This window comes from Longimicrobium sp. (assembly GCF_036399255.1).
Taxonomy (GTDB): domain Bacteria; phylum Gemmatimonadota; class Gemmatimonadetes; order Longimicrobiales; family Longimicrobiaceae; genus Longimicrobium.
In genome coordinates, this window is record NZ_DASWNM010000024.1 from 56836 (window position 1) to 69058 (window position 12223).

At 70.9% G+C, this 12223-nt stretch carries 11 protein-coding genes; 9 read left to right on the top strand and 2 right to left on the bottom strand.

Translation table 11 applies throughout. The annotated features are described in order from the left end of the window. The first annotated feature begins 229 nt into the window (after positions 1-229). The 4 genes from VGC13_RS03825 (at position 230) to VGC13_RS03840 (ending at position 5292) form a co-directional block, all read left to right on the top strand. On the top strand, positions 230-829 hold the full coding sequence (locus VGC13_RS03825; protein WP_331123881.1) for a TetR/AcrR family transcriptional regulator: 600 nt from the start codon (positions 230-232) through the stop codon (positions 827-829). 82 nt (positions 830-911) lie between these two features. After that, positions 912-1328 carry a response regulator gene (locus tag VGC13_RS03830; protein ID WP_331123882.1) on the top strand — a complete coding sequence of 139 codons (417 nt, stop codon included), beginning with the start codon at positions 912-914 and terminating at the stop codon, positions 1326-1328. A 399-nt stretch (positions 1329-1727) separates the two neighbouring features. Beyond that, a complete protein-coding gene (locus VGC13_RS03835) occupies positions 1728-2813 on the top strand; it encodes an outer membrane beta-barrel protein (protein ID WP_331123883.1) in 1086 nt (361 codons plus the stop codon). Positions 2814-2952: 139 nt separating this feature from the next. Further along, positions 2953-5292, top strand: a complete 2340-nt coding sequence (locus tag VGC13_RS03840; RefSeq protein WP_331123884.1) for an ice-binding family protein — start codon at positions 2953-2955, stop codon at positions 5290-5292. 585 nt (positions 5293-5877) lie between these two features. Here the strand turns inward: VGC13_RS03840 and VGC13_RS03845 are convergent. Further along, a complete protein-coding gene (locus VGC13_RS03845; protein ID WP_331123885.1) occupies positions 5878-6219 on the bottom strand; it encodes a GAF domain-containing protein in 342 nt (113 codons plus the stop codon). Between VGC13_RS03845 and VGC13_RS03850 the strand changes: the two genes are divergently transcribed. The 3 genes from VGC13_RS03850 to VGC13_RS03860 all read left to right on the top strand — a co-directional run bounded on the left by VGC13_RS03850 (position 6131) and on the right by VGC13_RS03860 (position 9964). Beyond that, positions 6131-7042, top strand: a complete 912-nt coding sequence (locus tag VGC13_RS03850; protein WP_331123886.1) for a HAMP domain-containing sensor histidine kinase — start codon at positions 6131-6133, stop codon at positions 7040-7042. The two genes, VGC13_RS03845 and VGC13_RS03850, sit on opposite strands and share 89 nt — an antisense overlap. A gap of 212 nt (positions 7043-7254) precedes the next feature. Further along, on the top strand, positions 7255-8766 hold the full coding sequence (locus VGC13_RS03855; RefSeq protein WP_331123887.1) for an ATPase domain-containing protein: 1512 nt from the start codon (positions 7255-7257) through the stop codon (positions 8764-8766). Positions 8767-8803: 37 nt separating this feature from the next. Then, on the top strand, positions 8804-9964 hold the full coding sequence (locus VGC13_RS03860) for a HAMP domain-containing sensor histidine kinase (protein WP_331123888.1): 1161 nt from the start codon (positions 8804-8806) through the stop codon (positions 9962-9964). A gap of 130 nt (positions 9965-10094) precedes the next feature. Here the strand turns inward: VGC13_RS03860 and VGC13_RS03865 are convergent, their stop codons facing one another. Then, positions 10095-11063: a GntR family transcriptional regulator gene (locus VGC13_RS03865; RefSeq protein WP_331123889.1), complete on the bottom strand. Its 969-nt coding sequence runs from the start codon at positions 11061-11063 to the stop codon at positions 10095-10097. Between the two features lie 501 nt (positions 11064-11564). On the opposite strand from VGC13_RS03865, the gene VGC13_RS03870 reads away from it, so the two are divergent. Together VGC13_RS03870 and VGC13_RS03875 are read left to right on the top strand one after the other, a co-directional pair. After that, a complete protein-coding gene (locus VGC13_RS03870; RefSeq protein ID WP_331123890.1) occupies positions 11565-11909 on the top strand; it encodes a hypothetical protein in 345 nt (114 codons plus the stop codon). Between the two features lie 56 nt (positions 11910-11965). Beyond that, on the top strand, positions 11966-12172 hold the full coding sequence (locus VGC13_RS03875; RefSeq protein WP_331123891.1) for a hypothetical protein: 207 nt from the start codon (positions 11966-11968) through the stop codon (positions 12170-12172). Positions 12173-12223: the final 51 nt, after the last annotated feature.

A 12223-nucleotide genomic window follows, 5' to 3' on the forward strand; every position in this document is an offset into this window, starting at 1 on the left:
CCCCGTCCGCCCGCACGCGGACCGCCGGCGGCTCGCCGTTCTTCCGTGGGGGCAGGGAGCGGGCCCGGTCGCCGGAGGCGGGCGAGGGTGGCGCATCCCATGATTGTTGACCAAATGGTCAATGCAAGCTATTCTATATTGAACACATGGTCAATAGCGACGACGCGGGCACCGGGACGGGACGGGCCCTCCGGCGGATACCGGGTCAGGAGAACGAGGAGCGAGGCGGATGCCAGGGAAGCGGGCTTCGGAAGAGGAACGGCGCGAGCAGATCCTGCGGGGGGCGTTCGAGGTGGCGTCGCGCGACGGGATCGGAAGCCTTACCATCCGCGCGGTCGCGGCGGAGGCGAAGGTGAGCCACGCGCTCGTGCTGTTCCACTTTCAGCGCAAGGAGCGGCTGGTGCACGCGCTCCTCGACTGGCTGATCGACACCACCTCGGTGCTGCACGTCTCGGAACAGATCGCCCGCCTGCCGCGCGCCATGGACCGGCTGCACGCGCTGCTGCGGCAGGAGATGGCGCGCCTTTCACACCAGCCGCGGCACACGCGCCTGTTCTTCGACTTCTGGGCGCTGGGCGCGCGCCACGAGGAGATCCGCGTGCGCATGAGCGCCGAGATGGCGCGCTACCGCGCCGCCTTCCGCGCCATCATGGAAGAGCTGGTGGCGGCGGAGCCGGCGGCGTTCGACGGCGTGACGGCCGAGGCGCTGGCCGCCGTGGCCGTCAGCTGGATCCAGGGGTCCGCGGTGCAGGCCATGATCGACCCGGCGGACTTCGACACCGGGCAGTACCTTGCGGCCGTGCGCGGCCTGGTAGGACGCTTTGCGTAAGGGGGCGCCGCACGCCGCGGCGCCGGGCGGCACCCCCCGGGCGGACGCCGGCCCCGGGGCACACGAGGAAAAGAGAGACACGGTGGATGCCACGAACGAGGCGGGGGCACGGGCGCTCGACGCCACGGTCCTCCTGGTGGAGGACAACCCCGACAACCAGGAGATCTACCGCATCATCCTGGCCCACCACGGCTACGAGGTGCTGCAGGCGTGGGACGGCGAGGGGGGCGTGCGCATGGCGCGGCACCACCGTCCCGCCGTCATCCTGATGGACCTGACCATGCCCAACGTGGACGGGCTCGAGGCCACGCGCAGGCTCAAGGCCGACCCCGCCACCGCCGCCATCCCCGTGATCGCCCTTACGGCCGACGTGGAGAAGGCCGCGCGGGCGGCCGCCGAGGCCGCCGGGTGCGTCTCGTTCCTTTCCAAGCCCGTGGCGCCCCGCCAGGTGGCCGAAGAGGTGGGGCGCGTGCTCACCCTGCACACGACCGGCCGCTGAGCGCCGCTCCGGAAAAAGGACGCCGCGCGGCAGCGTTCTCGTGTGCATTGATGAACCGGCTCGCGCACGGCGCCTGGAACAGCACTATTGACCAAATGGTAAATAAGTGCTATCCTCATATCTACCAATGGATAAACAAGGCCGTGGCACGGCTCGGGTTCGGCTGGACGATCCCGGGTGCCGCGTTGTCGTGAGTCCCCCCGGCATCACGGGGGCACTGTTGTCATCAGACCACGCTCGTTTCAGGTCAAATCGTTTTCGCGGTGCGGCGACGGGCCTCGGACGGGAGCACGGGATGTACGGCAGGGGCGGGTTGCGCCGCCGCCTGCTCCACCACGCGCGCCGGAGCAGGTCATCATGGGCGCGGGGAATGAAGTTCCACCTCTTGAGAGGACAGTCATGTTGAGAAGAAGTCTGGCCGTCTGCGTGATGGCGGCCGCGGTGACGGGATTGTTCCTCGGCGAACCGGCGGCGGCACAGTCGCCGCGCGCCGGAACGGTCGAGATCGGCGCCTTCGGGCAATGGACGAGCTTCGACGAGAACGCGGGGCGCGTGAACGTGGTCCCCGAGGACGGGTTCGGCTACGGCGGGCGCCTGGGGTTTTTCCTTACCCCGCGTTTTCAGCTGGAAGCCGACGGCTACTATTCGCCGCAGGACCGGGATCCCGATGAAACGTTCTGCTGCACCGGAGCGCAGCCCACCGGGATCGACGCCTCGGGGTTCGCGCTGCGGCTGAACTACAACGTTCCCATCGCCAGCCTGATGCAGCTCGTCGTCGGCGCCGGCGGAGTGCGCACGAACTACGCGTTCACGGGCGGGAACGACGCCGACGCAGACAGCGCCATCACCAGCTGGGGCGCCAGCGGCCTGGCCGGGCTTCGCTTCGCCATCGCGGGCCCCGTGGCGCTGCGCGTGGACGGCGTCGCCGACTACATGCCGAACCACGAGCCGGAGGCCAACCTGAACCTGCACGCCCGTGCCGGCCTGAGCCTTCTGCTGGGCGGCGCCCGTCCGGTGCCGCCGATGGTTCCGCCGCCACCCCCCCCGCCTCCCCCCGCCGCCCTGCCGCCGCCGCCTCCCGCGCCGCTGGCCGCGATGCCGGCGACGATCAACGTGTGCGTGGTCGAGAACGGCATGCCGAGAAACGTGCAGGCGCAGTTCTCCTCGGCCACGGGTGACACCACGGTCGCGGGCCGGCCGTTCGGACAGGCCTACCCGGCCACGGCGCCGGCCTACGCCGCGGGCGCGGCCTGGTACATCCAGGGCGACCGGATCACGCTCGACGGGCGCCGCTACGTGAAGTTCGGGCTGCCGCGCGTGCTGGGCGTGAACGACGTGGCGCGCACCGGCGAGTACCAGGGCGTCCCGGTGTTCGCCGAGGCGGGGACGGCGCGGCCGGACGTGGTCTACGTCGCGATCCGCCCCGGGTGCGAGTTCCAGCCGTACCAGACCGAGGTGAAGTCCGGCGCCGTTCGAGGCGAGTGATCCCATCGCGGCAGGCAGGCACGCGGGACACGGGGGGCGCCCACCGGCGCGCCCCGGGACCCGCGGACGTTGAGCATCTCCGCGAATCACGCGCATCCGCGCGCAGCCGCGGTCACTCGCATCAGGTCAGAGGGATTGAATGAAAAGCTTCATGAAGGGCCGCACGGCGCAGGCGCGGACACCGCGGCGGATGGCACGGGCCCTGTGGGCGCTCGCGTTCGCCGGGCTGGCCGCGGCGTGCAGCGACTCGACGGGGACGCAGAACCTTGCGACGCTCACCGCCTCCCCGGCCACGGCCACCGTGGCGGTGAACGGGACCGTGCAGCTGGGCGCCAGCGGCACGCGCACCGGGTTTGACGAGACGCGGATCGAGGGGGAGACCTGGACCGTGGCCGGCGGCGGCACCGTCAGCGACGAGGGGCTGTTCACCGCCGGAACCACGCCGGGCACCAGCATCGTCACGGTGGCCTGCGGGGGGCTCACGAGCACCGCGACCATCACCGTGACCGCGGGCCCGCTGGCCACCATCACGGTTACGCCCAACCCGGCCACGCTGGCCGTCGGCGCACGGCAGCAGTTCACGGCGGTGGGCAAGGACGCCGGCGGCAACGTGGTCGCCATCACGCCCGTCTGGTCCACCACCACCCCGCCGGGCACCATCGAACCCGCGACGGGGCTCTTTACCGCGGGCACCACCGTCGGCTCGTTCGCCAACGCCGTCCGCGCCACCTCGGGCGCGATCTCGGGCACGGCGACGGTCAACGTGACCCCCGGGCCGCTGGCGACCCTCACCGTCACCCCCGATCCGGCCACGCTGGCGATCGGCGAGCAGCAGCAGTTCACGGCCGTGGGCAGGGACGCCGGCGGCAACGTGGTCGCCATCACGCCCATCTGGTCCGCCACCACCCCGCCGGGCACCATCAACGCGGCCACGGGGCTGTTCACCGCGGGGAACACGGCCGGCACCTTCGCCAACGGCGTCACGGCCACCTCGGGCTCGCTCTCCGCCACGGCGACGGTCATCGTGACCGCCGGGGGGCTGGCGACCATCACGGTCACGCCCAACCCGGAGACGCTGGCCGTCGGCGCCCAGCAGCAGTTCACGGCCGTGGGCAGGGACGCCGGCGGCAACGTGGTCCCCATCAACCCGGTGTGGTCCACCAGCAACCCGCCCGGCACCATCCACGCCGGCACGGGGCTCTTTACCGCGGGGAACACGGCCGGCACCTTCGCCAACAGCGTCCGGGCCACCCAGGGCGGGATCTTCGGCACGGCCACGGTCACCGTGACGTCCGCGCCGGCGGCGCCCCTGGCCACCATCACGGTCACGCCCAACCCCAGCACGCTGCGGACCGGCGGCCAGCAGACGTTCACGGCGGTGGGCAGGGACGCCAACGGCGTCGTGGTCCCCATCGATCCCACCTGGTCGGTCACCAACGGCGGCGGCACCATCCCCGCCGGCACCACGGGGCAGACGGCGCTGTTCACGGCGGGGAACACGACGGGCACGTTCACGAACACCGTCCGGGCGACCCAGGACGGGGTGTTCGGCAGGGCGACGGTCATCGTGACCACCACGCAGGCGGCGCCCCTGGCCACCATCACGGTCACGCCCAACCCCAGGACGCTGGAAACCGGGGACCAGCAGACGTTCACGGCGGTGGGCAGGGACGCCAACGGCGTCGTGGTCCCCATCAGCCCCACCTGGTCCGTGACCAACGGCGGCGGCACCATCCCCCCGGGCACCATGGGGCAGACGGCGGTCTTCACCGCGGGCAACTCCACCGGAACCTTCAACAACACGGTGCGGGCCACCCAGGGCTCGGTCTTCGGCACGGCGACGGTGATCGTCACCGCGCCGCCGGTCAACCCGCCGCCCCCGACGCCGCCCTCTCCGTTCCGGGTGCTGGCCAACACGGCGGTGGCCTGCACCAGCGGAAGCATCAGCGGCGACGTGGGCACGCGGCAGGCGCCCCCCACCGGGTCGTTCGCGGGCGTCAACTGCGTGGTCAGCAACGGGACGGTGCAGCTCGGCACCCCCGCCTCGGTGGCGGCCTACAACAACTTCGTCACCGTGTACAACCAGCGCGAAACGGTGCCGTGCGGGACGGTGCTCACCGGCACGCTGGCGGGGGTCACGCTGCCCCCCGGCGTGTACTGCTTCGACAACGCGGCGGCGCTCACCGGGGTGCTGACGCTCAACGGCCCGGCCAACGGGACCTGGCTGTTCAAGGTGGGCACCAGCGGGGTGGGCGCGCTCACGGGCACCGGCTTCTCGGTGGTCATGGCCGGGGCCGCGTCGGAGTGCAACGTCACCTGGTGGGTCGAGGATGCCGCGACCATGACGGACTCCAACCTCCGCGGCGCCATCCTGGCCGGCGGGAACGTCACCACCACCCGCGGGACCCTGCACGGCAATGCCTGGTCGCAGGGTGACGTGACGATCACCAACACGGTGCTCACGGCCTGCGCGCCGTGAGAGGGAATAGGGAATAGGGAATAGGGAATAGGGAATAGCCGGCAACGGCAGGACGCGGATGAAGCTTTCATCCGCGTCCTCTCTTTATTGGTTCTTCGTCGATTTCGTTGCGGGGCGGCAGGATCATCTCCCGGCCGGGGTGAGCACCCGATCCATCGGTGCAGCGCGGTGCCCGGTCAGGCGAAGCGGAGGGTCGGCAGAGGGGTGGGATGTGGCAGGGAGCCATCCGCGTTTTTCGAGGGAGCACTCCATGGCCCCGGAGCGCCTTCGGAGCCAGCCGTCACCGATGCCCGCCACGCGATCTCGTGGACTTCCGGACGCACGAAAGGTGGAGCGACGTCCCGGTCCAGCGGAGGCACCCGTACTCCCTTCCGGCTCGACGGCGGGGCAGGCGCGTGAAACAGACGCGCGGCAGGTGAAGGTCGCCGCCGGCTGCAGCGGACACACGGCGGGAAGGTGTCTGCGGAAGATTCAGCGATACTCACCGTTGCGGAAGCTTGCGACGGCACGGCGGCATGCCCTGCCGCGCGAAGGACCCGCATCGTTGCCTGCAACCCAATCCGCGATGAACCCCAAATACTTGCCTCACGCGGAGAGAAGGGATGAAGCGATATTCTCCGCTGCGTCTCTGCGTGAGGCAAGGTAGTCTGGGTGGCGGCGAACGCCGCCGGCGCTCCGCGCGTCGCGGTGAAGCCGCGCGTTGTCGATCGCCATCGCGCAGCGCGCGCCCAGGTCCTCGGCGAGCTCGAGGTCCGCCGGCGCGTACGGGTGTCCGCTGTCGGCGCTCACCAGCGTAAGCGCCCCCAGCACGCTGCCGCGCGCGATGAGCGGAACCACGATGACCGAGCCGATTCCCAGCGCACGCAGGACACGGAGGTTGTCTTCATCCCGGGCCCAGGGGTTCGCCAAGCTCACGCGCGATCTCACCGCGGCCCATGCGGTGGAGGCGGCGCTGAAGGCGGCGAAGGAAGCAACGGAAACCGGAAGAAAGGTGGTCGCGGAGAACCGGGCGAAGGGCGCGTTCCTGGCCGCCATGTCGCACGAGCTGCGCACCCCGCTGCAGGCGATCATCGCCTACGCCGACCTGCTGGACATGGAGATCGCGGGCCCGCTGAACGAGACGCAGCGCACGCAGCTGGGACGGATCCGCGTCAGCAGCAAGCACCTGCTGGGGCTCGCCTCGGAGGTGCTCGATCTCTCCCGGCTGGACGTTGGAGGGCTGCCGGTCAGGCCCGGGGCACATGGGCTTGGACCCACCGCCGAGGAGGCGCTGCTGCTGGTCGCGCCCCAGGCCGATGCCAAGGGCCTCACGCTGACGAGCGCGATCAGCGGCTCGGCGGCGGAGCTGTGCTACTGGGGCGACGAGGGCCGCGTGCGCCAGATCCTCGTGAACCTGCTGGCCAACGCCGTAAAGTTCACGCCCAGCGGCGGCCGCGTCACCGTCAGCGCCGGGGCAACCCAGCAGGCGCCGCCCGACGCCCAGCTAGGCGCCCTGGGGCCCTGGGTGTACATCCGGGTCGAAGACAACGGCGAAGGGATCCCGGCGGACCAGCTGGGCACGATCTTCGAGCCCTACGAGCAGCTGGGGAACGCGAGCGCCGAGGGGGCGGGTCTCGGGCTTGCCATCAGCCAGCGGCTCGCCAGGCTCATGGGCGGGGACCTCACCGCGACCAGCGTGGCCGGCGTTGGCTCGAGCTTTTTTCTCTGGCTGGAGAACTCCGCCACGCGCCCCGCGACACCGCCCGGGTAACCGGGGCACGGGGCGAGTACCAGCGCTCGTTCCTGGACGGCGGCCGGGGAACGCCGGCCGGGTCCACGGCGGGCCTTGCCCGCGCATCCTCGGCGATCCGCCATGGCGCCCCACATGCAGTACTCCCTGCGCCATCCGCGCGCCGGGGCTTCCGATTACCGGGACCAGCGAGACTCCCCCTCCGGTGCGCAGCTTTTCCCCAGGACTGAATCGTGAGCGAGAACGTGCCGCCGGAGGTGCCCCGTGCGTCCACGGGGATCGAAGGGCTGGACCGGATCTTGGGAGGGGGCTTCCCCACCCATGAGATCTACCTGATCGAGGGGGAGCCGGGCACCGGAAAGTCGCTCATCGGACTCCACTTCCTGCGCGCGGGTGCCGATCTGGGCGAGAAGTGCCTGCTGATCACCCTGAGCCAGAGCAAGGAGGTCATCCGCCGGCTGGCCGCTTCGCACGGCTGGACGATGGACGGCATCGAGGTCTACGAGATCTCGGCGGAGAACCTCGTCCCCGGCCTCGGCACGGAGCAGGTCCTCTTCCGCACGGCCGACGTGGAGCTGGGTGAGATGATGGCGGCCGTACGGGCCGTCATCGAAGAGGTCAGGCCCACCCGCGTGGTGTTCGACGCCGTTTCCGAGCTTCGCCTCCTCTCCAACGACCCGGGGCGCTACCAGCGGCAGCTGTTCATCCTCAAGGACCTGTTCGCCAACCGGGGCGCGACCGTGCTGTTCCTCGACAACCAGCCCGTAATGCCAGGGGGCAGCGAGCTCCAGCACCTGGCTTTCGGGGTCATCCTCCTCAACCACACGCCCACCTCGTACGGCAACGAGCGCCGCCAGCTCCGCGTCCTGAAGGTGCGGGGGATCCGGTACGACGACGGCGTACACGACTTCCGCATCTGCACCGGCGGCGTGAAGGTGTTCCCGCGGCTCCGGACGGGTGAGCGGCTGCACAACGCGTGGGGCGCCCACGAGAGCGGGATCGAGGAGATCGACCATATGCTGGGCGGCGGGCTGGCGGAGGGGAGCTCCACTCTGTTCCTGGGCCCATCGGGCACCGGGAAGAGCTCGCTCGCTTCGCACTACGCCTTCGCGGCCGCGGAGCGCGGCGAGCGCTCGATCATCTTCCTGTTCGACGAGCGGCCGGAGACCTTTGTCCACCGCACCGAAGGCATCGGGATGAAGATCCGCCCGCACCTGGAGTCGGGGATGATCACGCTCAGTGAGATCGACACGGGCGAGGTGTCGCCGGGCGAGTTCGCGGACATGGTGCGGGCGCAGGTGCAGGAGCGGGCGGTCCGGATGGTGGTCATCGACAGCCTGACCGGCTACATGAGCGCCATGCCGGACGAGCGGATGCTGATCACCCAGATGCACGAGCTGCTCACCTACCTCAGCAGCCAGACGGTGCTCTCCATTCTGATCGTGGCGCAGCACGGCGTGCTCGGACCCACGCTGGGCGGCCCCGTGGACGTGAGCTACCTCGCCGACACCGTGCTCCTCCTGCGCCACTTCGAGGCGGATGGCGCGATCCGGCGAGCGATCTCCGTCTTCAAGAAGCGCTATGGCGGGCACGGACACGGGATCCGCGAGTTCCAGGTTACCCCTCAGGGAATCGAGGTGGGGGAGCCGCTGACCGGCTTCCGGGGGGTGCTCTCGGGGAGTCCGACGTTCGAGGGCCCCGACGCTTCCCTGATGGAGCTGGCCGATGCACCGCCCGCCAACTGAGGCCGCCACTCCGCATGCTGCGCCGGCCGGGATCGCGGTGGACGTGGATTTCGGCGCGCCCGAGTTCCGCGTCCTGATCTTCGCGCCGGTGGGCCGGACCGCGGAGCTGGCGCGCGACACGCTGCAAAAGGCCGGGCTCGCGGCCAGCGTGTGCGTGGCGATGGACGAGTTCTGCGCCGGGCTGCGGCAGGGCGCCGGTGCCGCGCTTCTGGTGGAGGAAGCGCTCTCCTCGGCGGAGGCGGTGCGGCTTCTGGCCGGCACGCTGGCCGGGCAGCCGGCATGGTCCGACTGCTCCGTGCAGGTGTTCGTGGCGAACTCCGAGACTCCCTCACCGCCCCTGGCCGCCCTGGCGAGCATGAGTGCCGGGCGAAGCGTCGTGCTGCTGGACCGCCCGGTCCCCCCCGCCTCGCTCATCTCCGTGATGCGGGCGGCGCTGCACGGCCGTGCCCGCCAGTACGCGCTCCGCGACCTGCTGGGCCAGTACGAGGAAGCACGCGCCGAAGCGGACGCCGCCAACCGCGCCAAGGGCGAGTTCCTCTCCGTGATGAGCCACGAGCTGAGGACCCCGCTCAACGCCATCGGCGGCTACACGGAGCTGATCGAGATGGGGATCCGCGGGCCGGTCACCCCCGAGCAGCGGGTGGACCTGGAGCGCATCCGCCTGAGCCAGAAGCACCTGCTGGGCCTGGTGAACGAGGTGTTGAACTACACCAAGCTCGAGACCGGAACGGTCACGTACGACATCGAGGACGTACCCGTGCGGGAAGCGTTCACCGCCGCCGAGTCGCTGGTGGTGCCGCAGGCCAGGGCGAAGGGGCTGGAGCTGATCACGGGTGAGACGGAGCCCTTCCTGTCCGTACGTGCCGACGCCGACAAGCTGCGGCAGATCCTGGTCAACCTGCTGTCGAACGCGGTGAAGTTCACCCTGCCCGGCGGCCGGATCCACCTGGAATGCGAGCGCGGCGGGGAGTGCATCTGCTTCTCGGTGCGGGACACGGGGGTGGGGATCCCGGCGGACAGGGTCGCGGCGGTGTTCGAGCCCTTCGTGCAGGTGCGCTCCGACCTGACGCGCACGGAGGAGGGAACCGGACTGGGGCTCGCGATCAGCCGCCAGCTGGCGCGCGGAATGGGCGGCAGCCTGGGGGTCGAGAGCACGCCTGGAGTGGGAAGCGTCTTTACGCTCAAGCTTCCTGCCTGACCGCGGCCCCTTGCGTCGCGGGCGCAGAGACGGTCAACCACCGTTCCGCCCTGCTTCGGGGCAGCGCTGGTTCCGCGGCTCGTACCGCCCGCAGCGGTGGTTCGTCCGGATCACTCCAGCGAGAGACCGCTCACCCGGGCGCCGGCCCGCGGCTTTCTTCCAGGTTCAGCCGGATGAGCAGCTCCAGCAGCTCGTCGGCCGATTCCGGAGAGATCATGGGCTGGTCGGGGAACGAGCGCGGCAGGGGAAGGTCCGACAGCTGGCTGCGGGCGGCCTCGGACACCAGCACGGGGAGCGACGGGTCCAGCCGGGCGACCTCCTCGCGGTTGGAGGCCAGCACCGTGCGCACCCGCTCCGGATGCTGGTCTCCCACGAACATCTTCAGCCGCTCGGCGTAGAGCGGGTCCGCGCACACCACCACCATCTCCTGCTCGGCCAGCGTCCGCTGCACCTCGCGCATGAACATGGGGTTCAGGCGGATGACGACCAGGGGCACCTCCAGCATGGTGGCCGCCCCCTGCATCTCCTTGGCGTGAAAGGCGGTGGTGGCGATGAAGTCGGCCTCGCGCAGCTCGGCGGGAAGCCGGGGCCGCGGGTCTTCGTCCTCCACGGCGACGGGCGCGAAGCGGTCGGCGTGCACGGGCGCGACCTCGAAGCCAAAGTCCTCGCGCAGCTCCGTTCCGATCGAGGCCACCTGGTCCACCGTCGATTCGACGAAGGCGCAGCGCACCACGCGCGACGCCGTGCACTCGCGCATGAAGTCGGGAAGGTCGGGGACGCGCAGCCGGCGCATCCACGCCTCCCGCCCCACCGCGACCAGCCAGCGTGCGGTCTCGGCCAGCAGGCGCCCGCCGACGCGCTTCTGCTCGGCCAGAAAGACGCCCGAGCGCCCGCGCACCTCCACCAGCCCCTCCGCTTCGAGCACGGCGTACGCGCGCGCCACCGCCCGCAGGTCGTCGCCCGTCTCGTCCGAGACCTCGCGGTAGCTGGGCAGCCGGCTGCCGGCGGTCAGGCGCCCGGTGTGGATGGCGGCGAGCAGGCGGCCGCGCAGCAGGTCGGCCAGGCGCGCCTCGGCCCGGCGGTCGAGTGTACGGCTCATTCCGTTCTCTCAATGGCGATGGAAAACCAGCGCTCGCACCCTCCCCGTGTGCGCGTCCCCGGTCCTGCAGAAACGGAACCAGCGGCACCTCAGAGAAGGCACCAGGGCGCCGGGCGGATGCGGCGGACCACGCCGTCCGGAAGAGGACGCCGATGGTCGCGGCCCCCGTAATGCAAGTGCTTGCTTCACGTCCCTGGCCCAACTGCGACAGTTGCTTTCAAGGCCCCTGAATCTGTCGCATATTTCGCGACAGTTTGGGTATGTCTTTTGCCTCCCAGCCGTTTCGGCGTCCCGCGCGATCAGCGGCGGGTGCTTCGCGGCCCCGCGCCGGCATTCGCCGGCGGCACTCGGTCCCCGGCGGATACGCATGACGAAGGACGTAGATGGCGCATCAGGGCGTGACGCACGAGTTCTTCGGCATGGGCGCCGTCGTCAGGAATGCGGGCACCGCCGTTCAGCAGGCGGCGGCGGGGCTGCGCGGCGCGTTCGGGAGGTAGCGGGATGACCGGTACGGGAATGATTCCGTTTCCGCCGCCGCGTACGTCTTCGCGGCCGGACGCCGAGGCGGAGGGGGTCCAGCTGGTGGCGAGGTTCCTGAGCGCGACCGGCGCGCTCTCGTGCGAAGCCGCGGCAACGCTGGCCGGCGTACGCCCGGACACCATCCGCAGGTGGCGCGGCCGCCTGCCGCGGGCGCTCAGACGGGCGACGTCGCGGCGCATTGGGGCACACCTTGCCGGAACCCCGCCCCCCGCCCCCGACGACGGCCTGCAGCGGCTGTTCAGCCGGGTGCTGCGCAGCGTGCCGGACACCCAGGCGGGCGGGCGGGTTCGCGGGAGCCGGTCATGACTGTCGCGCCGACGAGGGACAGTCCTGGCGTCCACCATGACAAACCGGTGACCGTCATGGCCAACGAGAGGGAGATGGAGCAGGGGGATGCCGAATGGGCCGAGGCGCTGGCCCTGCGCATCCTTCTGGCGCGCGTGCGGCCGGAGCGGCACGCCGAAGCCGCCGAGCGGGTCCGTTCCATCGTCCGGGACTGCGAGGCGCCCCGCGCGGCCGGCATCCGCCGCCTGCCCCGGATGATCGGGACCTCGCGGCGGCGGGCGTAATCCCAGCTCCGGCAAAAGAATCGTCGCACCCAGAGGCCGCAGAGTGACTTC